Source organism: Achromobacter sp. 1011811831, assembly GCF_059760905.1.
In genome coordinates this window covers 1-21,815 of sequence record NZ_JCBANG010000054.1, presented here as the reverse complement: position 1 = coordinate 21,815, position 21,815 = coordinate 1, and the positions used below count along the sequence as shown (strand labels likewise).

General features: G+C 67.7%; 23 protein-coding genes. 6 read left to right on the top strand and 17 right to left on the bottom strand.

Going from position 1 to position 21,815, the window contains the following annotated elements:
- Window positions 1-47 precede the first annotated feature (47 nt).
- The 12 genes from arsH to AC6LJ9_RS19365 form a co-directional block, all read right to left on the bottom strand.
- On the bottom strand, window positions 48-770 hold the full coding sequence (arsH, locus tag AC6LJ9_RS19420) for an arsenical resistance protein ArsH (RefSeq protein WP_498148841.1): 723 nt from the start codon (window positions 768-770) through the stop codon (window positions 48-50).
- Between the two features lie 20 nt (window positions 771-790).
- On the bottom strand, window positions 791-1,168 hold the full coding sequence (locus AC6LJ9_RS19415; protein ID WP_498148840.1) for an ArsR/SmtB family transcription factor: 378 nt from the start codon (window positions 1,166-1,168) through the stop codon (window positions 791-793).
- Window positions 1,169-1,286: 118 nt separating this feature from the next.
- Window positions 1,287-1,997: an ABC transporter ATP-binding protein gene (locus AC6LJ9_RS19410; RefSeq protein ID WP_498148839.1), complete on the bottom strand. Its 711-nt coding sequence runs from the start codon at window positions 1,995-1,997 to the stop codon at window positions 1,287-1,289.
- The gene (locus AC6LJ9_RS19405) at window positions 1,994-2,773 is read right to left on the bottom strand and encodes an ABC transporter ATP-binding protein (RefSeq protein ID WP_498148838.1); all 780 of its coding nucleotides are present in this window, start codon (window positions 2,771-2,773) and stop codon (window positions 1,994-1,996) included. Before AC6LJ9_RS19405 ends, AC6LJ9_RS19410 begins: the two co-directional genes overlap by 4 nt.
- Window positions 2,770-3,756: a branched-chain amino acid ABC transporter permease gene (locus AC6LJ9_RS19400; RefSeq protein ID WP_498148837.1), complete on the bottom strand. Its 987-nt coding sequence runs from the start codon at window positions 3,754-3,756 to the stop codon at window positions 2,770-2,772. Before AC6LJ9_RS19400 ends, AC6LJ9_RS19405 begins: the two co-directional genes overlap by 4 nt.
- Before the next feature lie 12 nt (window positions 3,757-3,768).
- Window positions 3,769-4,689: a branched-chain amino acid ABC transporter permease gene (locus AC6LJ9_RS19395; protein WP_498148836.1), complete on the bottom strand. Its 921-nt coding sequence runs from the start codon at window positions 4,687-4,689 to the stop codon at window positions 3,769-3,771.
- 34 nt (window positions 4,690-4,723) lie between these two features.
- Window positions 4,724-5,899: an ABC transporter substrate-binding protein gene (locus AC6LJ9_RS19390; protein WP_498148835.1), complete on the bottom strand. Its 1,176-nt coding sequence runs from the start codon at window positions 5,897-5,899 to the stop codon at window positions 4,724-4,726.
- A 51-nt stretch (window positions 5,900-5,950) separates the two neighbouring features.
- Window positions 5,951-6,952: an amidohydrolase family protein gene (locus AC6LJ9_RS19385; protein WP_498148834.1), complete on the bottom strand. Its 1,002-nt coding sequence runs from the start codon at window positions 6,950-6,952 to the stop codon at window positions 5,951-5,953.
- 24 nt (window positions 6,953-6,976) lie between these two features.
- Window positions 6,977-7,528 (bottom strand): 3-hydroxyanthranilate 3,4-dioxygenase, encoded by a 552-nt coding sequence (locus AC6LJ9_RS19380; protein ID WP_498148833.1) that lies wholly within the window; start codon window positions 7,526-7,528, stop codon window positions 6,977-6,979.
- 150 nt (window positions 7,529-7,678) lie between these two features.
- Window positions 7,679-8,653, bottom strand: coding sequence for a LysR substrate-binding domain-containing protein (locus AC6LJ9_RS19375; protein WP_498148832.1), 975 nt, complete (start codon window positions 8,651-8,653; stop codon window positions 7,679-7,681).
- Window positions 8,654-8,746: 93 nt separating this feature from the next.
- Window positions 8,747-9,178 (bottom strand): RidA family protein, encoded by a 432-nt coding sequence (locus tag AC6LJ9_RS19370; protein ID WP_212312847.1) that lies wholly within the window; start codon window positions 9,176-9,178, stop codon window positions 8,747-8,749.
- Window positions 9,179-9,204: 26 nt separating this feature from the next.
- Entirely contained in the window at window positions 9,205-10,662 is a 1,458-nt protein-coding gene (locus AC6LJ9_RS19365) for a 2-hydroxymuconic semialdehyde dehydrogenase (RefSeq protein ID WP_498148831.1), read from the bottom strand.
- A gap of 211 nt (window positions 10,663-10,873) precedes the next feature.
- Between AC6LJ9_RS19365 and AC6LJ9_RS19360 the strand changes: the two genes are divergently transcribed.
- The 5 genes from AC6LJ9_RS19360 to AC6LJ9_RS19340 all read left to right on the top strand — a co-directional run bounded on the left by AC6LJ9_RS19360 (window position 10,874) and on the right by AC6LJ9_RS19340 (window position 15,881).
- Entirely contained in the window at window positions 10,874-11,362 is a 489-nt protein-coding gene (locus tag AC6LJ9_RS19360; RefSeq protein ID WP_498148830.1) for a MarR family winged helix-turn-helix transcriptional regulator, read from the top strand.
- Between the two features lie 181 nt (window positions 11,363-11,543).
- On the top strand, window positions 11,544-12,254 hold the full coding sequence (locus AC6LJ9_RS19355) for a hypothetical protein (protein WP_498148829.1): 711 nt from the start codon (window positions 11,544-11,546) through the stop codon (window positions 12,252-12,254).
- A gap of 30 nt (window positions 12,255-12,284) precedes the next feature.
- A complete protein-coding gene (locus tag AC6LJ9_RS19350; RefSeq protein WP_498148828.1) occupies window positions 12,285-13,136 on the top strand; it encodes a hypothetical protein in 852 nt (283 codons plus the stop codon).
- A 128-nt stretch (window positions 13,137-13,264) separates the two neighbouring features.
- Window positions 13,265-13,909: an SH3 domain-containing protein gene (locus tag AC6LJ9_RS19345; RefSeq protein ID WP_498148827.1), complete on the top strand. Its 645-nt coding sequence runs from the start codon at window positions 13,265-13,267 to the stop codon at window positions 13,907-13,909.
- A 307-nt stretch (window positions 13,910-14,216) separates the two neighbouring features.
- The gene (locus tag AC6LJ9_RS19340; protein ID WP_498148826.1) at window positions 14,217-15,881 is read left to right on the top strand and encodes a GMC family oxidoreductase; all 1,665 of its coding nucleotides are present in this window, start codon (window positions 14,217-14,219) and stop codon (window positions 15,879-15,881) included.
- Between the two features lie 18 nt (window positions 15,882-15,899).
- On the opposite strand, the gene AC6LJ9_RS19335 is transcribed toward AC6LJ9_RS19340, so the two are convergent.
- The 4 genes from AC6LJ9_RS19335 to AC6LJ9_RS19320 are packed head-to-tail and all read right to left on the bottom strand — an operon-like array spanning window position 15,900 to window position 20,324.
- The gene (locus tag AC6LJ9_RS19335) at window positions 15,900-16,643 is read right to left on the bottom strand and encodes a hypothetical protein (protein WP_498148825.1); all 744 of its coding nucleotides are present in this window, start codon (window positions 16,641-16,643) and stop codon (window positions 15,900-15,902) included.
- A 5-nt stretch (window positions 16,644-16,648) separates the two neighbouring features.
- A complete protein-coding gene (locus AC6LJ9_RS19330; RefSeq protein ID WP_498148824.1) occupies window positions 16,649-18,172 on the bottom strand; it encodes an alkaline phosphatase in 1,524 nt (507 codons plus the stop codon).
- Window positions 18,173-18,219: 47 nt separating this feature from the next.
- Window positions 18,220-19,668 (bottom strand): alkaline phosphatase, encoded by a 1,449-nt coding sequence (locus AC6LJ9_RS19325; protein WP_498148823.1) that lies wholly within the window; start codon window positions 19,666-19,668, stop codon window positions 18,220-18,222.
- A 47-nt stretch (window positions 19,669-19,715) separates the two neighbouring features.
- A complete protein-coding gene (locus AC6LJ9_RS19320) occupies window positions 19,716-20,324 on the bottom strand; it encodes a TetR/AcrR family transcriptional regulator (protein ID WP_498148822.1) in 609 nt (202 codons plus the stop codon).
- 256 nt (window positions 20,325-20,580) lie between these two features.
- On the opposite strand from AC6LJ9_RS19320, the gene AC6LJ9_RS19315 reads away from it, so the two are divergent.
- Window positions 20,581-21,054, top strand: coding sequence for a GNAT family N-acetyltransferase (locus tag AC6LJ9_RS19315; RefSeq protein WP_498148821.1), 474 nt, complete (start codon window positions 20,581-20,583; stop codon window positions 21,052-21,054).
- Between the two features lie 32 nt (window positions 21,055-21,086).
- Here the strand turns inward: AC6LJ9_RS19315 and AC6LJ9_RS19310 are convergent, their stop codons facing one another.
- On the bottom strand, window positions 21,087-21,689 hold the full coding sequence (locus AC6LJ9_RS19310; protein WP_498148820.1) for a GNAT family N-acetyltransferase: 603 nt from the start codon (window positions 21,687-21,689) through the stop codon (window positions 21,087-21,089).
- Between the last annotated feature and the right edge of the window lie 126 nt (window positions 21,690-21,815).

Genomic DNA, 21,815 nt, shown 5'->3' with positions numbered 1-21,815 from the left:
GCCGGAAACGCGTACCCTCCGGCCGCCCGGCAGGGGTTCCGGGCGATTCAGAGGGCCGCCTGCCGCATCCGCCGCGACAGGGCGGCGGCGGTTTCCTTGCGCTCGCTGTAGCGGTCCACCAGATAGGGGGCCGCGTCGCGCGTGAGCAGGGTGAACTTGACCAGTTCCTCGACCACGTCGACGATCCGGTCGTAGTACGGCGAGGCCTTCATGCGGCCGGCCTCGTCGAATTCCTGGTAAGCCTTGGCCACCGAGGACTGGTTGGGAATCGTGAGCATGCGCATCCAGCGCCCCAGCACCCGCATCTGGTTGACGGCGTTGAAGGACTGCGAGCCTCCCGACACCTGCATGACGGCCAGCGTCTTGCCTTGCGTCGGGCGCACGGCGCCCACCGAGAGTGGAATCCAGTCGATCTGCGTCTTCATCAGGCCGGTCATCGCGCCATGGCGTTCCGGCGAGCTCCAGACCATGCCTTCCGCCCATTGCACCAGCGCCTGCAGCTCGCGCACCTTGGGGTGGTCCTCGCCAGCGTCATCGACCAGCGGCAGGCCGGACGGATTGTACAGGCGGGTTTCGCCGCCCAGCGCCTGGATCAGGCGCGCGGCCTCCTCGGCGGCCAGGCGGCTGTACGAGCGCTCGCGCAGGGAGCCGTACAGCAGCAGGAAGCGCGGCGGATGCGTGGCCCGCGCGGGGGCGAACAGCGCGGCCGGATCCGGACGCTGGAACAGCGCGGGATCGAGGTTGGGCAGATCGGCGGGGATCTCAGACATGCTTATTGCTCACTTATTGCTCAATTTCTTGCTTGCGGCTTGCGCGCCGTCGATGGCGAACGTTTCGCCGTTTTGGCGGGGCCGGGCGGCGGGGCGCTGGCGACCTCGCAGGCCGCGCCCTGGCAGCAGTGCTCGGTCAGATAGCCCAGCAGGCCGTTCATGCGCGCGAAGTCGGCGCGGTAGATCAGGTTGCGGCCCTGCTGTTCGACGCTGACCAGTCCGGCGTGCGACAGTTCCTTCAGGTGGAAGGACAGCGCATTGCGGGCGACGTCGAGTTGCCCGGCCATGACGCTGGGCGTGAGGCCGCCCGGGCCGGCGACCACCAGGGCGCGGAACACGCGCAGGCGTTGGGAATGGGCGAGGGCGCCGAGGGCGGCGACGGCCTGGTCTTCGTTCATTATTCAATCATACAACGATTGTTGAATTATATGGCCCGGTCGGAGCTCGATGGCGCGCGGGCCATCCCGGCCTGCCCGGCGGCGTGCCTGAGAGTCAATAACTCGCGCGGCCGTGCCCCTACACCGACAGATACCGCAACAGGCGCGCCTCGTCGTCGATGAAGGCCTGGGAATCTCCGCTCCAGGCCACCCGGCCCGTCTCGATGATGGCGTGGCGGTCGGCCGCCGCCAGCAGCGGTTCGAGGTTCTTGTCGATGCACAGCACCGCCAGACCCGTGCGCTTCAGGCCGTCCAGCGCCCGCCAGATTTCCTCGCGCACCACCGGCGCCAGGCCCTCGGTGGCCTCGTCCAGGATCAGCAGGCGCGGATTGGTCAGCAGCGCGCGGCCGATGGCCAGCATCTGCTGCTCACCGCCGGACAGGTGGCTGCCCAGGTGGCGGGCGCGCTCGGCCAGCCGGGGAAACAGCGCGTAGACGCGTTCCAGCGTCCAGGGCTGCGCCAGCCGCTGGCGGTTGTGCGCGGTGGCGACCAGGTTCTCGCGCACCGACAGATTGGGGAAAACATGCCGGCCCTCGGGCACCAGGCCGATGCCGCACTGCGCCACCTGGTAAGCCGGCAGCGCGCCGATGTCGCGCCCGTCGAAACGGATCTCGCCACGGCTGGCGCGGTTCAGGCCCATGATGGCCTTGACCGTGGTGGACTTGCCCATGCCGTTGCGGCCCAGCAGCGAGACGAATTCGCCGGCCCCGATCTCCAGGTCGATCCCGAACAGCGCCTGGCTGGCGCCATAGTGCGCGGTGACGCCGCGCAGCGACAACAGCGCGCTCATGCCGCGACTCCCTGCGGGCGGCGGTCCGCGCGCCGGCGTTCGCTGCCCAGATAGCATTCGCGCACCTGGGGATCGTTGCGGATCTCGTCCGCGCTGCCGCAGGCCAGTACGCGGCCGTACACCAGCACGGTGACGCGGTCGGACAGGGCGAACACCGCCTGCATGTCGTGCTCCACCAGCAGGATGCTGTATTGCCGGCGCAGCCCTTGCAGCAGCGCGGTCATGGCCTCGGATTCGTGCTGGCTCATGCCCGCCATGGGTTCATCCAGCAGCAGCAGGGTCGGGCGGCAGGCCAGCACCATGGCCAGCTCCAGCTGGCGCAGTTCGCCATGCGCCAGCGCGCCGGCCGGCACATCGGCGCGGCGGCCCAGGCCGGCCAGTTCCAGCGCGGCGCGGGCAGGCTCCCGCAGCGCCGGCGTCGAGCGCGCCGGCCGCCAGAAGCGGAAGCTGTGGCCGCGCCGCGCCTGCACCGCCATGGCCACGTTCTCCAGCGCGGTGAAGGGCTTGAACACCGAGGTGATCTGGTACGAGCGCGCCAGCCCGCGCCGCACGCGCCGTTCGATGGGCATGCGGGTCACGTCCACGCCGTCCAGCAGCACCCGGCCGCCGTCCGGCCGCAGCTCGCCGCTGAGCTGGCCGATCAGCGTGGTCTTGCCCGCGCCGTTGGGGCCGATCACGGCGTGCAGCTCGCCAGGGCGCACCTCCAGCGACAGGTCGTCGGTGACGGTCAGGCCGCCATAGCGCTTGAGCAGGTGTTCGACGCGCAGCGCGCTCATCGCGGTTCTCCGGTGGGGCAGGGCAGGGCGCGCGCGGCGGCCGGACGCCAGGGCGTTTCCGGCAGCGCGCCGTACAGGCCGCGCCGCGACAGCAGCACCACGCCCACGATCAGCAGGCCCATCGCCAGCATCCAGTGGTCGGTCAGCAGCTTGAGCCCTTCCTCCAGCAGCAGGAAGGCCAGGGCGCCGGCGACCGGGCCGAACAGCGTGCCCATGCCGCCCAGCGCCACCATCACGATCAGCTCGCCGGAGGTGGTCCAGGCCAGGTACGAGGGCGAGACATACAGCGTCAGGTTGGCCAGCAGCACGCCCGCCACGCCGCACAGCATCGCCGACAGCACATAGGCCGCCAGCCGGTAGCGCAGCGTGGCGTAGCCCAGCGCGCGCATGCGCCGCTCGTTGGCCTGGCAGCCGCGCAGGGCCATGCCGAAGGGGGCGTGGACCAGCCGATGCAGCGCGGCCAGCGCCAGCAGCAGCACGCCGAACGCCGCGCCGTACAGCGCCAAAGGCGTGTCGAGCCGGAACAGGCCGAAGTCGCTGCCGGCGAACAGCGACATGCCGTCGTCGCCGCCGTAGCCTTCCAGCCCGGTGGCCAGGAAATAGAACATCTGCGCGAAGGCCAGCGTGATCATGATGAAGGCGATGCCGGAGGTGCGCAGCGCCACGTAGCCGCTGACCAGGCCGACCAGGGCGCAGGCGCCGAGCGCGGCCGCCAGGTGCGCCCAGCCGTTCTCGATGCCATGGTGGCTCAGCACGCCCACGGCGTAGGCGCCCAGGCCCAGGTACAGCGCGTGGCCGAAGCTGACCATGCCGCCGTAGCCGAGCAGCAGGTTCAAGGCCAGCGCGGCGATGCCGTACACCAGCACCCGGCCGAACAGCGCCAGCAGGAAGGGTTCGCCCTGCCACTGCGCGTACAGCGGCACCAGCGCCAGCAACAGCAGCAGCGAGCCGGCGGCCAGCGCGCGGGGAGAGAATCGAAGCATGCCGGGGTCTCCTTATCCGTGCCGCACCGGGAACAGGCCCTGCGGCCGCAGGGCCAGCACCAGCGCCATGACGACGTAGATCAGCATCGAGGCGATCGCAGGGCCCGCCGCGTTGGCCGCCGCCGGCGGCAGCGCCGCGCGCAGCAGGGCCGGCAGCAGCGCGCGGCCCAGCGTGTCGACCAGGCCCACCATCAGCGCCGCCAGGAAGGCGCCGCGCACCGAGCCGATGCCGCCGATGACGATCACCACCAGCGTCAGGATCAGGATGGGCTCGCCCATGCCGGTCTGCGCCGACAGGATCGGGCCCGCCATCAGCCCCGCCAGGCCGGCCAGCACCGCGCCCAGCACGAACAGCAGCGTGTTCAGCCGCGCGATGTTCACGCCCAGCGCGCCCACCATCATGCGGTCGGTGGAGCCGGCGCGGATCAGCATGCCGAGCCGCGTGCGGTGGATCAGCGCGTAGCAGCCGGCCGCCACCGCCAGCCCCGCCACGATGATGAGGAAGCGGTACAGCGGATAGGTCACGCCAAGCAGGTCGATGGTGCCGGACAGCCAGGACGGCAGCCCCATGCTGATGGGCGCCGGGCCCCAGATGATGCGCGTCAGCTCGTTGAAGAACAGGATGAAGCCGAAGGTGGCCAGCACCTGGTCCAGGTGCTCGCGCGGATAGAGCCGCGCCAGCGCGACGCGGTCCAGCACGAGACCCAGCAGCGCCATGCCGGCCACCACCGCGGCGGCGGCCAGCAGGAAGGAGCCGCTGTGGCGGAACACGGTGGCCGCGATGAAGGCGCCCATCATGTACAGCGAGCCGTGCGCCAGGTTGATGAAGTTCATGATGCCGAACACCAGCGTCAGGCCGGCGGCCAGCAGGAAAAGCAGGATACCCAGCTGCAGGCCGTTCAGGGCCTGCACCAGCAGCAGCGTCGCGGACATGGCGCCTTACCTCGTTCTTGCCTGTGGGGCGGCGTCACTTCATCGCGCATTGCGCGGCGTACTGGTCGGAGACCTTGGACAGGTCGGCGAAGATTGGCCCCTTGTTGACGAAGCCGATCTTGCCGTCCGCGCCCGCCGCCACGTCGGCGCGGAAGAAGCCGGCCGCCGGGAAGTGATTGGGCTGGTAGCGGAATTCGCCGCGCACCGAGGCGAAGTCGGCCGCCTCCAGCGCCTTGCGCAGCGCGTCCTTGTCGTCGACCTTGCCGCCGGTGCGCTTGAGCGCCGAGCCGATCAGCTGCGCCGCGTCCCAGGACTGGGCCGCGTAGCTGGACGGCTCGCGGCCGTACTTCTGGCGGAAGGCGGCGGCGAAGGCCTTGTTGGCGGCGTTGTCCAGGTCGGGCGAATACGGCACGTTGGTGACCGCGCCCAGCGCGTCCTTCTGCAGGGCGGGCAGGGTGGCGCCGTCGATGGTGTCCACCGACAGCAGCGGGATTTTGTCGAACAGGCCGGCCTGGCGGTATTGCTTGACGAAGTTCACGCCCATGCCGCCGGGGAAGAACACATAGGCGGCGTCGGGCTTGGCGTCGGCCAGCGCGGCCAGCTCGACCGAGTAGTCGGGCTGGTTGACCTGGGTGAACACCTCGTTGACCACCTCGCCCTTGAAGAAGCGCTTGAAGCCGGCCATGGCGTCCTTGCCTGCCTGGTAGTTGGGCGCCAGCAGGTAGACCTTCCTGAGACCCATCTGGTTGGCCATCTCGCCGCTGCCTTCGTGGCGCTGGGTGTTGTTCCACGAGGTCGAGAAGAAGAACGGCGTACAGTCCTTGCCGGCCAGGTTGGTGGGGCCGGCGTTCGAGCCCACCAGGAACACGCCCGCGCCGGTCACCGGCCGCGCCACGGCCAGCATCACGTTGGAATACACCACGCCCGTGATGATGGCCACCTTGTCGCTCTGCACCAGCTTGCGCGCGGCCTGCACGCCGACCTCGGGCTTGAACTGGTCGTCTTCCTTGATGACCTGCACCGGCACGCCGCCCAGCTTGCCGCCGCCCTGTTCGACGGCCAGCATGAAGCCGTCCAGCTGGTCCTGCCCCAGCACGGAGCCGGGGCCGGTCAGCGTGGTCAGCAGGCCGATCTTGACCTCGGCCCAGGCGGCGGCGCCGGGGGCCAGTCCCAGGGCCGCGGCGGCGGCCAGCAGATAGATGCGTTTCATGTGTATCCCCTTGCGTTGCCGTGTCTCACGGTCATGGTTGGCGGCGGGACGTCAGCGGTCCAGCCCGAAGAATGTTTGCGTATTGCCGGCCAGGATCTTCTGCTGCACGGCGGGCAGCAGATCGGCGTTGGACACCAGCCGGCCGACTTCCTGCTCGCCCAGCGGATAGGGGTAGTCGGAGCCGAGCAGCACGCGGTCCTCGCCCATCACGTCGATCAGCAGGCGCAGCGAGCGCGGATCGAACACGGCGCTGTCCACATAGAAGCGGTCGGTGTAGGACGAAGGCAGCTGGGGGCAGTCCTGGCGCACGATGTCGCGGTGGCGCCAGGCGTTGTCCACCCGGCCCAGCAGGAAGGCGAAGCTGCCGCCGCCATGGGCGAAGCAGAGCTTGAGGCTGCGCGGAATGCGCTCGAAGGCGCCGGACAGGATCAGCGACAGGATGCCGAGCTGGGTCTCGGCGGGCATGGCCACCAGCCAGGGCAGCATCCAGCGCTTCATGCGGCCGTCGGTCATCATGTCCCAGGGATGCACCAGCACCGGGATGCCGTCGTCGGCGCAATGCATCAGGAAGCGCACCAGCGTGTCGTCGTCCAGGTCGCGCGGGCCGACGTGGTTGCCGATCTGCACGCCCAGGTGGCCGGCGGCGCGGGCGCGCGACGCTTCCCGGCAGGCCAGGTCCAGGTCCTGCAGCGGCACCTGGGCTAGCGCCTTGAGGCGGCCGGGCGCATGGGCGCAGTGTTCCAGCGCCAGGTCGTTCATGCGCGCGGCCCAGTCCGCCGCGGCCCGGGCCGGATAGGCATAGCCGAACATCACCGGCGTGGCGCACAGGATCTGCAGGTCGACGCCGTGGCGGTCCATCTGCGCCACGCGCAGCGCGGGGTCCCACAGCGTGGCGTCGACCGGGCGGAACGGGCGGTCGCCGGCCATGATCTGGCCGGTCGAGCCGTCGCCGTCGCGCCGCAGCCAGGGTGCGTCGACCGGGTCCAGCGCCGCCGCTTCCTGCCGCGTGATGGGCGGGAAGAAGTGCGCGTGCATATCGATTTTCAGGGGCATGGGAAAGACAGGAAGAGTGGGGCGTCAGGCGGGCGCCGCCTGCGCGGCGGGGGCTTGCGTCTTGCCGGGATGCAGCGCGCCGCAGCCGGGGCAGGTACGGCGCGCTTCGTTGGAATAGAAGGCCTCGAACAGCCGCGGCAGGTCGGTGACGATGCTCTTGAGCTGCACCTCGACCCGGTGCACCAGGTGGCTGCACTGCGGGCAGTACCACTCGAAGCCGTCCAGCAGCCCGGGCGGGCGCTGGCGCTCGATGACCAGGCAGGCGCTGCCGGTCTCGGGCCGCTGCGGCGAATGGCGCACGTGCGGCGGCAGCAGGAAGATGTCGCCTTCCTTCAGGTCGACGCGTTCGGGCTTGCCGTCGATCCACAGCGACAGCCAGGCGTTGCCGCGCACCTGGTAGAAGAACTCTTCCAGTGGATCGTCGTGGTAGTCGGTGCGCAGGTTGGGGCCGCCGACCACCGTGACGATGAAATCGGCGTCCTGCCAGATCTGCTGGTTGCCGACGGGCGGCTGCAGCAGATGCGCGTGATCCTGGATCCAGCGCTGGAAATTCAAGGGCGGGCCGTAGGCGGGCATGGGGGACTCCGGTGGCGCTTGCGGACTTCGATGACTGGAAGTCTAGGGGGGGAAGGCGGCTGCAGTGCAATAGAAATTGCGCGGTTGGATATGCGGCTTATCTATCGCGGGGTTTCCCTGAACGGGCTTACCCGGATGCGGCGCGGCGGATCAGGCGGGGTCCGGATTCGCGTCGCGCTGCGCCGCGACCCGCTTCAGGTAGTCGACCAGCCGCAGACAGGCCGGCGTCAAGGGCCGGTCGGCGCGGATCGAATAGCCGACGTCGCCGAACGCGCCGAAGGCGTCGGTGGGCAGGCGCGCCAGGACGCCCATGGCCAGGAACTGGGCCGCGGCGTCGTAGGGCATCAGCGCCAGCGCGTCGCTGTGCATCAGGATGCCGATATTGGTGAGCAGCGACAGCGATTCGACGTGGCGCGTGGGCAGGCGCACGCCGGCGTCGAAGAAGCTGCGTTCGATCGAGGCGCGCAGCGGCGAGGTGGGGGCGGGCAGGATCCAGATGTGGTCCGCCAGCTCGGCCAGCGACACCCGCGCGGCCCCGGCCAGCGGATGGCTGGCGCCGGCCACCAGGCACAGGTCTTCGCGGTACAGCTTGTGATGGTCGACGGCCACGCCCGAGATCGAGGCCATGTCGGCGCCCGGCAGCCGGCCGACCACGATGTCGACGTCGCCCGTGGCCAGCGCCGGCAACAGCTGCGCCGACGGGCCCTCGCGCACCGTGACCTGGATGCCGGGATGTTCGGTCATCAGCCGCGCGATGGCCTCGGGCAGCAGCTTGGCCGAGGCCGCGATGAGCGTGCCCACCACCACGTGGCCGCTGGCGCCGCCGAGCACCGCGTCGATGTCGTCGGCCATGTAGCGGATCTCGGCCATCATGGCGTGCACGCGCCGGCCCAGCACCAGCGCCAGCTCGGTCGGCGTGACGCCGCGGTTGGAGCGTTCGAACAGCGTCGCGCCGAAGAAGGCCTCCAGGTCGTGGATGGCCTTGGTGACGGTGGGCTGGGTCAGGTGCATCTCGCTGGCGGCGCGCGACAGCGAGCGGCGCGCCAGCACGCGTTCGAAGATCTGCAGCTGGTGCAGCTTCAGCTTGTGGCTGAGCGCGTTGGGCGTGATGCGGAAGTTCGACATGCGCGCGGCCGTCCCGGCTTGCGGGCCGGGGCGGCGATCCTGTTCCGAAGGAAGGGCCGGAAGGCGGTCTGGCGCCATCGCCGCGCCTGTCCGCTAGCGCGCCAGCGGCTTGTAGGCGACCGCCTTGATTTCAATCAGCAATTGCGGGTGCGGCAGCTGATGGACCGCCACGGTGGTGCGCGCCGGCCCATCGGCGTCGAAGAACTCGCCGTAGACCTGATTGTAGCCACCGAAGTCGTTCATGTTGACCAGGAAAGTACTGATCTCGACCACGTCGGCCAGGCCGGCGCCGGCGCTGGCCAGGATGTCGCGGATGTTCTCGATCACGGCGCGGGTCTGCGCGCGGATGTCGAGCGTGGCGGTGCCCATGGCGTCGACCTCGGCGCCGGCGATGCGGTTGTCGGGTAGGCGCGAGCTGGTGCCGGAGACGAACAGAAAATCGCCGGCGCGCTTGATGTGGGGATACTTGCCGCGTGGCGTGGCCTTGCCGGCGACGACGGTGGCGCTGACGGGGGAATGGGGCATGGCGGTGTCCTTGGAGGCGCGGGGCCTCACAGCTTGATGCAGACGTTGGTGGGTTCGGTGTAGAAGTGCAGCGAGTGGCGGCCGCCCTCGCGGCCGATGCCGGACAGGCCGCTGCCGCCGAACGGCGTGCGCAGGTCGCGCAGGAACCAGCAGTTGACCCAGGCCAGCCCCACCTTCATCGCCTGCGCCACGCGGTGGCCGCGCGTCAGGTTCTGGGTCCAGACGGCGGCGGCCAGGCCGTAGCGGCTGTCGTTGGCCAGGCGGATGGCTTCTTCCTCGGTGTCGAACGGCGCCACGTGGCAGACCGGGCCGAACACTTCTTCCTTGATGCAGCGCGCAGTCTCGGGCAGGCCGGTCCAGATGGTCGGTTCCACGTAGGCGCCGGCGTCGCGGGCGTCGCCGAACGTGGGCACGCCGCCGCCGGTGACCACGGTGGCGCCTTCCTCGCGCGCCAGCGCGAAATACGTCAGCACCTTGTCGCGATGCTCGCGCGAGACCAGCGGGCCCATGCCGGTCTGCGGATCGCCAGGCCAGCCGATGCGCAGCGCCCGCGCGCGCTCGGCCAGCGCGGCGACGAAGCGCTCGTAGATCGGGCGCTCGACATAGACACGCTCGGTGCACAGGCAGACCTGGCCGCAGTTGGCGAAGACCGAGCGCGCGGTGCCGTCGACGGCCGCCTCGAAGTCGGCGTCGGCGAACACCAGCGCCGCGTTCTTGCCGCCCAATTCGAACGACACGGGTTTCACGCCCGGCGCCACGGCGCGCATGATGGCCGCGCCGGTGGCCGATTCGCCGGTGAAGGTGATGCCGTCGATGTCGGGATGCGTGGTGATGAATTCACCCGCCGAACCCGGGCCGAAGCCGTGGGTCAGGTTCAGCACGCCGGGCGGCAGGCCGGCCTCGTGCGCGACCTCGGCCAGCAGGGTCGCGGTGGACGGCGTGACTTCCGAAGGCTTCATGATGACGGTGTTGCCGAAGGCCAGCGCCGGCGCCACCTTCCAGGTCAGCAGCAGCAGCGGCAGGTTCCACGGCGAGATCACGCCGACCGCGCCCAGCGGCTTGCGGTACGCGTAGTTCAGCGCCTGCCGGCCGTCGGGCGTGTCGGTCATGTAGCTTTCCATGTCCAGCGTGCGCGCCAGCTCGGCGAAGGCGCGGAAATTCGCGGCCCCGCGCGGGATGTCGACCTGGCTGGCCCAGGATACCGGCTTGCCGGTGTCGCCGATCTCGGCCTGCAGGAAGTCGTCGAAGCGGCGGGTGATGCCGTCGGCCAGCGCCAGCAACCGGTCGGTGCGCGCGGCCACGGGCAGGGCGGCCCAGGCCGGCAAGGCGCGCCGGGCGGCGGCGACGGCGCGGTCGACCTGCTCGCGGCTGGCCTCGTGGACCCGGGCGATCAGCGCGTGATCGACCGGGCTGTGCTTGTCGAAGGTCGCGGCGCCGTCTTCGAAACGGCCGTCGATGTAGTTGCGTAGCTGGCGGATCGTCATGATCGGGATTCCCGTTTAGCAGGTCGCGTCGGTTCTGGCAATAAAATACGTATACGTACTATTATGCGGATCTTAGGCGGCGCCTCCGGCGAAGTCAACGCAGGGTTTTGCCCAGGGCGCCGGCCGCGCGGATGCGGCCCAGGAGCCTGGAGGCGAGTCCTTCGCCGCCCGCCTTGCCTACAATCGCCAGGCCTATTTCATGGAAAGCCCGATGACCGCATCCCGTCCGACCGCCCGCCTTCCGGCCTCGTCCCGCGCCTTGCGGGACTTCGATCTGACCCAGGTGACGTCTCACCTGCTGCGGCGGGCCCATTTCCGGGCCGAGGCGCTGTTCGCGCAGGCCTTTCCCGACGAGGACCTGACGCCCCGGCAGAAGGCCCTGCTGATCACCGTCCACCAGCATCCCGGCGCCACCCAAAGCCGCATCGCCGAACTGATCGCGCTGGACCGCAATTCCTTCGCCGAGATGATCGCCCGCATGACGGCCAAGGGCTATGTGCGGCGCACGCGCTCGGCCGAGGATGCGCGCGCCTATGCGCTGGAGATCACCGAGGCGGGCCTGGACCTGCTGATGCGCGTGCTGCCGCGCGACGCGGAAGTGGAGGCGCAAGTGCTGGCGCCGCTGCCGCAGGAACTGCGGCCGGTGTTCCTGCGATGCTTGCGGTTGATGGTGGGGGTGGAGGCGGATGAGGGGGGCTGATAGGGGCGGTCGCTGGCGAAGTGACGGGAATATCACACATGGCCATGCCCTGGCGGACACGATGCGGCAGAATGCTCCTGGCCTTTGCTTCCAGCAACAACCCATTCACATGATCGAAGGGCAAGGGAAAGAAGGCAGGCTTCATTCGCAAAACTGAGCAAGACGTCAATTTCGGATGGCAATGCTGCACAATCCAATTCGCAAACTTCTGGGGATGCCTGCTGGTGGCTCGGGGAGTTCAATCCATGCGGTTTCCATTGTCGAGATGCGTCCTTACGAAGCGCGGCTCTGGCATGGACTGGTTCAGCCCGTCATTCAGAATAGCTATGTATCGAGCACATCCGCGCCGGACGGCCGGGTGCGGGCGGACTGGGATTGGAACTGGCCTCGCATAAGGGCGACCGCCGGTTTATACAATTTACTGGGCCCCATTGTGCGCTGGGGTTGCGTGCGCTCATTGTGCGTGGTCGTGGATGGCCCCAGACACAAGGCGGTCCCGGTCGGCATGCTGGCGGCGGTCCCGAATCTCGAGACGACGGCATTCGGCCTCAAGGAGGGGCGGGCCTTCACGTGGTTCCTGGCGGATGCTCCCAAAGAGCTGTATACGGAGGTTTTGCGCATGCCCGTACTCCAGGACGTCGCCCGAGTGTTGATAGATTGCACCATCCAACTGGCGTTGGATGACGGCCATGGCGGTTCGCTGATCCTGCATGCGTCGCCCGACGGCGGCCCCCGGCTCCAGCAGTTCTACCTGCGTCTGGGCATGCAACAGCTTCCCGAGGGGGCGGGCGCCGTTACCCCGCTGCGATTCCGGCATCGTACTGACGAGTACTTCCTGTTCGACGACGTCCAGGCCGCTGCATTCTGCAGTACATTCGAAGGGCAGCGGTAGCCTGGAAGCAGCCTATTGTGCCTATCTCGCATGACTAACTTCGTCACCCGCATAGACCCGAAAGTGTTGGCGGCCGCCCTTCAGGAAATCGAGGGGCGGGGCTTTGATTTGTCCACGGAAAGCGGTCAGAAGGATGCGCAAGCCGTTGTGGAGCGTTTGCTGGCAAGCGATGAGTCCGAAGCGCGATTGGTTGGTGCGATCGTCAGGTTGGAAGACGGGCTTCAATCGGGTCAGAAGCATGAGATTGAGCGCAAGGTCGCCGGAACATCGATCAAGCAGGCTTCCATTCGTGATTCCTGGGTTGCCGCCCAGGGCTCGTCTTCGTCGCTCGTTCCGCCCATGGGTTCACCAGAGTTTGACCGGTATGTCGACGCAGCGGGCGCGCATGAGTCCATGACTTTGCAGGAAAAGTCCGCCGCGACGCCTCGCGAATCATGGCTCTTGTACTACCACTACCGTGATTTCGACAGGATCCTGCGCAATGCTGAAAACCGCTTGCAAGCCTATGCGCTCAAGGACAGGCGGTCTTTTGTCGATCGGTTGAGCGCGGCTTTCGACGGTTTCGTCAATTCAGGCAAGCGCGAAGAAAGCACCAGTGTGACGCACTATCCGGGTCGGTTCGTCGTGGAGGTCAAGCTCCGCAGCGACGCGGCGCGGTGGGTGTCCTCATTGTTGGAGGATGGCCTGCTTGTGCGTTTGCAAAGCAGCGGTGACCAGCCCGTCGAGATCATGCTGCGCATCGGGTCCGATGCGGCGCCGGAGAATGAACTCCTCAGGGCCTTCGAGAGCAAGCCGGGACTCGGGGTGAAGCTTATCCATACAGCCCGGCGAGCCTTGCTTGAAGAGGCGGGAGCCGCCCGCCCGGAGTCTCCTCGCCCTTGACGTCAGGGCTCGCTGTGCTTCACCCTTGATCGGCGCGCGGCAGTCCACCGAACGGTGGACGCCAATCCTTCAACCACAGCTGACGTGACGATTGCACGCGTAGCTCAAATAGACGGTGTGACCAACCCATGAATGTTCGACGCATGCTGCTGGTGCTTGCCACGCTGACCCTGTCGCCTGCGTTCAACGCCCAGGCCAACGCCGGGACGGCGGCCTGGACGCCGCCGGGTCCGACCGCCTGCCGATTCTCCGGCTGGACGGTCAATGACAAGCCCGCGATCGAGGTGCGCGCGGGGGCGTCGGCGACCTCCAAGGTGGTCGGCAGCCTGCCGACCACGCGCGGCGAGGGTCTCGATCCGGCCTTGGACTACTACAGCGTCACGTTCGACCTGGTCGAGGCGCGCGATGGCTGGCTCAAGATCAAGGGCGCCAGCGACGAGATGAGCGACAAGCCCCGGCCGGTGTACCAAGGCGAGGGATGGATCAAGGCCGGGGACATGCAGGTCGGCGTGCAGTCGGCGCGCGGATACGCGCGTCCCGACGCCGGCAGCGAGCGGCTGCTCGACCTGAAGGGCGACTGGCTGCGCGACCGGGTCGCGCTGCGCGGCATCGTCGCCTGCGACGGCGAATGGCTGCTGCTGGACTACGAGATGCGCAACGACGAGAAGCTGGAGCCGCTGGCGCCCAAGGACCGCAAGCGGGGGCGGGCGTGGTTCCGCGGCATCTGCGGGTCCGAGGAGACCAGCTGCGACATGCGCTCGGTCGACCCGTAGCCGAACGCGCCGGGCAGTATTTGAATCTGTCGAAATCGCCCGGTTCTTTCTTCGTGGTGGCCGCCCGGATACGCCCAATAGCCGATACGAATCTGCCGCACCATGGTCTCCCATTCCGGAGCCATCCGGATAAGCGCGCGCATCGCCAGGGTCTGCACTGAATGACAAATCTCCATGCACGCACGGACAAGTGCCTGACCGGAGACTGGCACTATCCTGGCCTTCGTACATCTTTGCCCGACGAAGGACCCGCACTCGGAAAAAGCGCGTGGCTCGCATGCGAAACGGCAGCATCCAAGGAGACACCATGAGCAACGATGGGCAATTTCCCCGAACGATTCTCTCCCGTCGCCGCTTCATGCAGGCCATGGGCGTCGCCAGCGGCACGCTGATGGTCGGCGGCCTGATGGGAGCAAGGGTCAACGCGGCGCAGGACCGGTCGGACAGTTTCGACTACGTCATCGTCGGCGCCGGATCGGCCGGCTGCGTGCTGGCCAACAGGCTGACCGAGGATCCCGGCGTGAAGGTGTTGCTGATCGAGGCCGGCGGCCCCGACAACTCCGAAAAGATCTCCACGCCGCTGCGCCTGATCGAGCTCTGGAAGAGCCCCTATGACTGGGCCTACGACACCGTGCCGCAGGCGCATGCCCATGACCGCAAGCTGTTCTGGCCGCGCGGCAAGACCCTGGGCGGCAGCAGTTCGCTCAACGGCATGATCTATGTGCGCGGCCATGCCTCGGTCTACGACGCCTGGGAAAGGCAGGGCAACCCCGGCTGGGGCTATCAGTCCGTGCTGCCCTATTTCAAGAAGTCGGAAGACTATGACCGGGGCGCCGATGACTATCATGGGGCCGGCGGCCTCATGCACGTGACGACGCAGTACCAGCCCCATGTCGTGACCCAGGCCATGGTGGATGCCGCCGTGCAGGCAGGCCATCCGCTCAACCGCGACCACAACGGCGCGGATATCCTGGGCGTGGGCTTCAATCACCTCACCATCAAGGACGGCAAGCGCGTCAGCACCGCCGTGGCCTTCCTGCGTCCGGCGCTGGAGCGGCCCAACCTGTCGCTGATCACCAATGCGCGCGTGCACCAGCTGTCGTTCGAGGGCAAGCGCTGCGTCGGCGTGGTCTATGAGCAGGGCAATGGGTTCTATCGCGCGGGCGTGCGGCGCGAAGCCATCCTGTCGGGCGGCGCCATCGAGTCGCCGCGCGTGCTGATGCTGTCCGGGGTGGGGGAAGCGGCGCAATTGCGCCAGCACAATATCAGGGTGGTGCATGACTTGTCCGGCGTGGGCAAGAACCTGCACGATCACATGCTGGTGCCGGTCATCTACGAAGGCAGGCAGGCCATTCCCGCGCCGGACGACCCCGGCCTCACCGTCCTGCACGCGCAGCTGTTCGCCAAGACGGATCCGGCGCTGGACGGACCGGACATGCAGCCCCTGTTCTTCAACGTGCCGTACTACACGCCTGAACAGACCGGTCCCGCCAATGCCTTCACCCTGTGCGCGGCCTGCGTGATGCCGACCAGCCGGGGCCAGCTACGCTTGACCGGCGCCGGCGTGGACGATCGCCTGCTGCTGGATCCCAACGTGTTGGCCACCCAGCATGACGTCGACGTGCTGGTCGCCTCGATCCGGCAGATGCGCCAGATCGCCGCCCAGCCCGCCTTGCAGCCCTGGCGCGGACGCGAAATCTATCCGGGCGAGGACAAGCAGACCGACAAGCAGCTGGCCGACTATGTGCGCAGCGCCGTGGTGTCCTATCACCATCAGGTCGGCACCTGCGCCATGGGCAGGGACCCCGCCGCCGTGGTGGATCATGAACTGAGGGTGCATGGCCTGAAGGGCGTGCGGGTGGTCGATGCTTCGATCATGCCCATGGTCACCTCGGGCAATACCAATGCGCCCGTCATCATGATCGCCGAGAAGGCGGCCGACATGATCAAGTCCGCCGCGCGCGCGGGCTGAGGCCTGCGCGCGGGCACACTAGTCCAGCAGGTCGGAGTAGTCGCCCGTTTCGTAGTCTTTCAGCATGGTCCACGGCGCGGGGGACGGCGCGGCCGCGTCGGTCACCGTGACCCGGCTGACCGAGAGACCGTGCGGGCCCTGGATCTCGATCCGGCGCGCGTACTGCCCCTGGATATCCCAGTCGATGAGGACCTGCGATTCGCCGCGCGCCTGGCGGTAGCGCTGCACGCCTTGGGCCGGCGCGCCGTCGGGCTGCATGCGCTGCAATTGCCTCGGGTCCGCGACGCCATTGGTGGCCGCCCAGGAGCCGTTGTAGCCGACGTTGCCGTAGTTGGCCTCGTCGATGTCCAGCACCTTGTGCTGCTTGCGCAAGACCATGCGCACCTGATCCTTGCCGGCGGCATCGCGCTGCACCCAAAGGGGGGAGCCCGTCGTGTTCGCATGCGAATGGCCGGCATGCGGATCCTGGCCCGCGTGTCCGTCGTGCCCATGTTCCACGCTGGCGCGCAGCGCGGCCGGATAGTCGCGCTCGATCCACACCAGGTCCGCGCGCCGGTACATCAGGTCGGCGTAGCGGGTTTCACGCTGCACGCCGTCGCTGCCGATCGACGACGCATAGCGTTCGATGCGCAGGTTGAGATCGGGCGGGGCGGGCGCCGGGGCGGCCTGGGCCGGTTCGGGCGCATTGTCCGCCGCGCCCGCCGCCGCCGGCAGGCAGGCCAGCAGCAGGCAGGCGAGGCCGCGCCTGGCGGTTGCGTTCAAGGGCTTCACAGGCCGGCCGCCTCGCGGACCTTGCCGAACACCTTGGTGTTGTCCATGGTGCCCTTGAAGATCTTCGCGCCAGCGCCGCCCGCGAACAGCATGACGTCGCCGCCGCCGTGGGTTTCCGCGCCGGGCTTGCCCAGCACGACGCCGACTTCCTGCAGGAAGTTGTCGTCAAGGGTGTTGACGTTGCTCAGATCGTCGCGCGCGGCGCCGCGCGCCGGCGCGATCCAGGCCTTGTTGCCGTCTTCCGGGTTGGTCTTGCTGTCCGCGTCGGTGTTCGGGCGGCCGCCGTTGCCGAACACCAGCGTGGTGTAGGGCTTGCCGTCGGCGGCCAGCGCGGGCTTGCCATCCGCATAGGACTTTACCGTGCCCAGGATGGGGTTGCCGATCTTGGGATAGCCGTTGAACGCGATGGCATGGTCATGGTCGGCGGTGACCACGATCAGCGTGTTCTTCAGGCCGGGGTCCTTCTTTTCCATGAAATCCAGCGCGGTCTGGATCGCGCTGTCGAAGGCCAGCGTGTCTTCCAGCGCGCGCTTGGCGTTGGTGCCGTGCAGCGCATGGTCGATGCGGCCGCCTTCCACCATCAGGAAGAACCCATTGCTGTTCTTGCTCAGCACGCCCAGCGCCTTGTCGGTCATCTCGGCCAGGCTGGGCTGGTCATAGCCCAGGGCCGGCTTGACGCGGTCCAGCTCATAGGCCATCTCGCTTTGCGAGAACAGGCCCAGCAGCTTGCCGGTGGCGGCGGGATTCAGCGCGCGCAGCGCGGTGCCCGTGTCGACGTAGGTATAGCCCTTGGCCTGGAAGGCCGTCACCAGGTTGACGCCGTCGGTGCGCTTGCTGGCCGGGTTGAGCGGCTTGGGCAGATAGTTGCGCTGTCCGCCGCCCAGCAGCACGTCGATGCCGTCGCCGAGACGGGTGTTGTAGTTCGCGTGTCCCGGCGTCGATTGTTCGGCGATGGTGTTGTAGCCGTTGCGGTTGCACACGTGGGCATAGGTGGTGGCCGGGGTGGCGTGGCCGACGCGCGTGGTCGACACGGCGCCGACCGCGCGGCCCTTGGCCTTGGCCAGCTCCAGCAGCGTCTGGGCGGGCGTGCCGTTGGTCGGAGGGCAGGTGCTGTCTTCGCCCGAGACGTATTGCTTGCCCGTGCCATCCACGGCCACCGTGTCGGACGACATGGAAATGACCTCGTTGCGCATCTTCACGCCGGTCATGTAGGCGGCCATGGACGGGGCGCTGTCGGTGGTCTGGCCATCCAGCGAAAAGGTCTTGATGCGGGCGGCGTAGGGCAGCAGCTGCATGGAAAGGTTGGCGCGCTCCGGACTGACCAGCGAGCCGGGCTGGGCGGCAAGCTGCTTCTCGCCCTTGTAGATGCGGGCGGCGGTCACGGTGACGGGGCCCATGCCGTCTCCCAGGAAGAAGATGACGTTCTTGGCTTCGCCCGCGGCGTGGGCGAGCGGGGCGCCCGCCGCCAGGGGCAGGGCGAGCAGGACGGCGCGGCTGAGGCGGGAAATGCAATGGTTCATGATCGTGTCCTTCTGCGTTTTCGGTTCGCGGTGCGAGGTCGTCTTCATCACAGATTGACTGCCTTGCGGATCAGGCCGAATACGTCGGTATTGGCGATCACGCCCGAGAACTTGTCGGCGTTCAGGCCGATGGCGCCCAGGAACACATCGGCGCCGCCGTGGGTTTCCGAGTCGCTGGCCGGATCCATCGGGATCACCGCTTCCTGCAGGTAGTTCTTGTCTTCCAGCGCGGTGTCGTCGATCGGGCCGCGCGTCGCCAGGCGCTTGGGACCGTTGCCGAAGCCGATGATGGTGTAGGGGTTGCCGTCCACGTCCTTGGTCGGCGCGGCCGGACCGACGTAGTTCTTGACCAGGCCCAGCACGCCAGGCTTGCCCGGCTCGGTCTTGCCGGTGCGGGCCGCGTAGCCGTTCATCTGCAGCGTATGGTCATGGTCGGCGGTGGCGACGATGAGCGTGTTCTTCAGATCCGGATCCACCTTGCGCATCTTGTCCAGCGCGAGCTTGATCGAATCGTCGAAGGCCACGGTATCCTGCAGCGCGCGGCGCGCGTTGGTGGCGTGCAGCGCGTGGTCGATGCGGCCGCCTTCCACCATCAGGAAGAAGCCCTTGTTCCTGGCGGCCAGCGCGTCGATCGCCTTGCCGGTCATGTCCGCCAGGCTGGGCTCCTTGGCCGGGTCGCGGTCCAGGTCGTAGGCCATGTGGCTCTTGGTGAAGAGGCCGGCGATCTTGCGGCCGTCGGTGGGCAGCGCGTCGAAATCGGCGCGGTTCGCGGCGTAGCCGTACTTGGTCTTGATCTCGTCGATGAGATTGCGCTTGTCGTTGCGCTTGCCGCCGTTTTCCTTGGGCAGGAAGTAATCCGTGCCGCCGCCGAAGAATACGTCGATGCCGTCGTTCAGCCTGGCGTTGAAGCCGGCGCCGCCGGGCACCAGCGCCGCGGCAATGGTGTTCTCGGCATCGCGGTGGCAGACGTGCGAGTAGGTGGCGGCGGGCGTCGCGTGCGTGATGCGGGTGGTCGTGACCACGCCGGTGCCGTAGCCCTTGGCCTTCATGATTTCCAGCAGCGTTTCCACCGGCGTGCCGTTGCCGGCCGGGCAGGTGGCGTCATAGCTGGCGTGGTAGGGCTTGCCGTTGGCGTCGGTGGCCTTGGTGTCCGCGCTCATGGAGATGACTTCGTTGTTCATCTTCACGCCGGTCATGTAGGCGGCCATGGAGGGCGCGCTGTCCGTCACCTGGGCATCGTTCGAGTACGTATGGACAAACGCTGTTTCCGGCAGCGTGTCGATGGTCAGGTCGCCATCTTCGCCGACCTTGTAGATGCGGGCGGCGGTGAGTGTCGTGATGCCCATGCCGTCTCCCAGGAAGAACAGGATGTTCTTGGGCGCCTGCGCGACAGGCGGCGTTGGCGTCGGCGTGGATGCCTTGTCGTCATCGCTGGAGCATGCCGCGACCAGGGCGGTCGCGGCCAAGGCGGACATCAGTGTCTTGGCGCGGATCATGAAAGGTTCTCCCCTGTAGGCAGCCGCGACTTTGAGGGAAAACTGTTTCAGGTGGATGAAAGGCGGGTCCCTTGCGTGAAATATTCGCCGGCGGGCTGGCTGAGTCCCGGATGGTCCGCGCCCCGCGTCACCGCGGCCCAAAGCATGTCGAATCCCGCCATCTTGTACGCCTCGGCATGTTGCGGCTGGGCCACGGCCAGGCGCACCGTCGTGTCGGCGATGGCTTTCTCCGTCGCGTCGGAAAGCGCCCATGCTTCCCGCTCCGTCAGGCCGGCAAAGCGTCGTCGGCAGGCCTGGACTTCCGGGAGGGGATACAGCGTTTCCGCTCTGCGCAACTGCCCGGCCGTCAGGCGGTCCGATGCCAGCAATTGATTGATCGTGGAATACGCGTCGGGATCGGCCGCGCCCCAGTCGATATAGCGGTTCCAGATGGATTCCGCGGTCTGTCGCGATGACAGGCCGGGAGGCAGCGAGGCGAGGCTCGCCTCCAGGTCCTGGAGCAGGTGCTCGAAGACCGCCGACAGCAAGATGTCCTTGGTCGAAAAATACAGGAACAGCGTGCCCTCCGCGACGCCGGCGTACCGGGCGATCATCACGGTGGACGCGCGCAGTCCTTGCGTCGCGATCGTCTTGACGGCCGAGCGTAGCAAGGCCATCTCCTTGTCTTTGCTTCTAGGGCGGGCCATGGTCAAAGGAGGCGTTGGGTGTGATCACGCCACCTTGCATCGACGCCTTCATCCGACCAGGCGATCCGTAGCGATGCTGGCGGGTCAGCTCGATGAGGCCGGCGTGTAGCAATTTTCTCGGTGAGTCTATTTTGATTCTATAGATTCAGTCAACAATAAATTGAATCTATAATGAATCATTTTCCGACGCCGGATGCAGGCGTCCAACCTTCGCGCCTTCCCGATCATGCTCATCACGCTCGAATCACCCGATCAACCGGATGTCATTGCCCTGATTGCCGAGTTGGACGCCTATCAGGACACCTTGTATCCGCCGGAAAGCCGCCACGTCTTTGACTTGGCCGGGCTGAAACAGCCGAACGTCCTATTTGCCGTCGCGCGGGACGCCGTCGGGTGTGCGATAGGCTGCGGGGCGATCGTGCTCCATCCCGAATTTGGCGAGCTCAAGCGGATGTATGTCAGTCCCGCCGGCAGAGGGCGAGGCCTTGCCAGGCAGCTCTTGTCCCTGCTGGAAACGAGCGCCGTCAGCCGTGGCTGCAAGCTGCTCAGACTGGAAACCGGCCCCTATCAGCAAGAGGCGCTGGCGCTGTACGCCTCGGCGGGCTTCGAGCGTCGCGGCCCGTTTGGCGACTATGTGGATGATCCCTTGAGCGTATTCATGCAGAAGCGCGTCGCACCGGCGGGCCCGCGTCTCCAGTAGGGCGCGGCGATGCCGGCGCGCCCGCCGGCAGGTCAAGCGATGATGGGCACCTGCGGGGCCGCGCCAATCGGCAAGTGGCCGGTGAGGCGCGGGTCGACTTGAACCTCCACCCGCACCGCATAGGGCTTGAAGCCCGCCTTCATGTAGAAACCCAGCGCCGAGGGATGGTCATAGGTGCAGGTATGCACCCACATGCGCGTGATCGGGCGGGCCCAGGCCAGCGACACGGCCCGGCTCATCAGCGCCCGGCCCAGGCCCTTGCCCGTGCATTCGGCCGTCAGCCCCATGAACGTCAGCTCGCACTGGCCCGCCACGCGAAAGTCCAGCTCCAGAATGCCCACGTCCTTTCCGCCGCTCTGGACGACCTGGATGTCGACATCGGGATGGCCTAGCGTGGCGGCCAGTTCCTCGTCGGCCATGAACAGCCGCGAGAACCATAGCCAGTCCGCGCCGACTTCCCGGAACAAGGCCCGATAGGCATCCAGACTGACGCGTGAAGCCGGGGTCAGCGTGATGCCTTCAGGCAGGGGCAGCTCGGCCGTGGCCGGCTTGGACAGCATTTCAAGGTCGGTGACAACACTGGCGATATGGCCGCGAGGCACATCGCTGTAGCCGATGGGAACGGATTGGGACATGGGGTGTGTTGGTGAGGTGGGTTGGCAAAGCCTGGACTGGCCGCGATTGTACCGGCGGGGGGGGGGGGCGGCGGGCCGGGGGGGGGCGGGCTGCCCCCCGCTCTTTTGTACACCTTGCGCCGCCGG

Excerpts from the sequence above, each read along its gene's own strand:
- arsH (WP_498148841.1), bottom strand. The coding sequence starts at position 770 with ATGTCTGAGATCCCCGCCGATCTGCCCAACCTCGATCCCGCGCTGTTC.
- AC6LJ9_RS19415 (WP_498148840.1), bottom strand. The coding sequence starts at position 1,168 with ATGAACGAAGACCAGGCCGTCGCCGCCCTCGGCGCCCTCGCCCATTCC.
- AC6LJ9_RS19410 (WP_498148839.1), bottom strand. The coding sequence starts at position 1,997 with ATGAGCGCGCTGTTGTCGCTGCGCGGCGTCACCGCGCACTATGGCGCC.
- AC6LJ9_RS19405 (WP_498148838.1), bottom strand. The coding sequence starts at position 2,773 with ATGAGCGCGCTGCGCGTCGAACACCTGCTCAAGCGCTATGGCGGCCTG.
- AC6LJ9_RS19400 (WP_498148837.1), bottom strand. The coding sequence starts at position 3,756 with ATGCTTCGATTCTCTCCCCGCGCGCTGGCCGCCGGCTCGCTGCTGCTG.
- AC6LJ9_RS19395 (WP_498148836.1), bottom strand. The coding sequence starts at position 4,689 with ATGTCCGCGACGCTGCTGCTGGTGCAGGCCCTGAACGGCCTGCAGCTG.
- AC6LJ9_RS19390 (WP_498148835.1), bottom strand. The coding sequence starts at position 5,899 with ATGAAACGCATCTATCTGCTGGCCGCCGCCGCGGCCCTGGGACTGGCC.
- AC6LJ9_RS19385 (WP_498148834.1), bottom strand. The coding sequence starts at position 6,952 with ATGCCCCTGAAAATCGATATGCACGCGCACTTCTTCCCGCCCATCACG.
- AC6LJ9_RS19380 (WP_498148833.1), bottom strand. The coding sequence starts at position 7,528 with ATGCCCGCCTACGGCCCGCCCTTGAATTTCCAGCGCTGGATCCAGGAT.
- AC6LJ9_RS19375 (WP_498148832.1), bottom strand. The coding sequence starts at position 8,653 with ATGTCGAACTTCCGCATCACGCCCAACGCGCTCAGCCACAAGCTGAAG.
- AC6LJ9_RS19370 (WP_212312847.1), bottom strand. The coding sequence starts at position 9,178 with ATGCCCCATTCCCCCGTCAGCGCCACCGTCGTCGCCGGCAAGGCCACG.
- AC6LJ9_RS19365 (WP_498148831.1), bottom strand. The coding sequence starts at position 10,662 with ATGACGATCCGCCAGCTACGCAACTACATCGACGGCCGTTTCGAAGAC.
- AC6LJ9_RS19360 (WP_498148830.1), top strand. The coding sequence starts at position 10,874 with ATGACCGCATCCCGTCCGACCGCCCGCCTTCCGGCCTCGTCCCGCGCC.
- AC6LJ9_RS19355 (WP_498148829.1), top strand. The coding sequence starts at position 11,544 with ATGCTGCACAATCCAATTCGCAAACTTCTGGGGATGCCTGCTGGTGGC.
- AC6LJ9_RS19350 (WP_498148828.1), top strand. The coding sequence starts at position 12,285 with ATGACTAACTTCGTCACCCGCATAGACCCGAAAGTGTTGGCGGCCGCC.
- AC6LJ9_RS19345 (WP_498148827.1), top strand. The coding sequence starts at position 13,265 with ATGAATGTTCGACGCATGCTGCTGGTGCTTGCCACGCTGACCCTGTCG.
- AC6LJ9_RS19340 (WP_498148826.1), top strand. The coding sequence starts at position 14,217 with ATGAGCAACGATGGGCAATTTCCCCGAACGATTCTCTCCCGTCGCCGC.
- AC6LJ9_RS19330 (WP_498148824.1), bottom strand. The coding sequence starts at position 18,172 with ATGAACCATTGCATTTCCCGCCTCAGCCGCGCCGTCCTGCTCGCCCTG.
- AC6LJ9_RS19325 (WP_498148823.1), bottom strand. The coding sequence starts at position 19,668 with ATGATCCGCGCCAAGACACTGATGTCCGCCTTGGCCGCGACCGCCCTG.
- AC6LJ9_RS19320 (WP_498148822.1), bottom strand. The coding sequence starts at position 20,324 with ATGGCCTTGCTACGCTCGGCCGTCAAGACGATCGCGACGCAAGGACTG.
- AC6LJ9_RS19315 (WP_498148821.1), top strand. The coding sequence starts at position 20,581 with ATGCTCATCACGCTCGAATCACCCGATCAACCGGATGTCATTGCCCTG.
- AC6LJ9_RS19310 (WP_498148820.1), bottom strand. The coding sequence starts at position 21,689 with ATGTCCCAATCCGTTCCCATCGGCTACAGCGATGTGCCTCGCGGCCAT.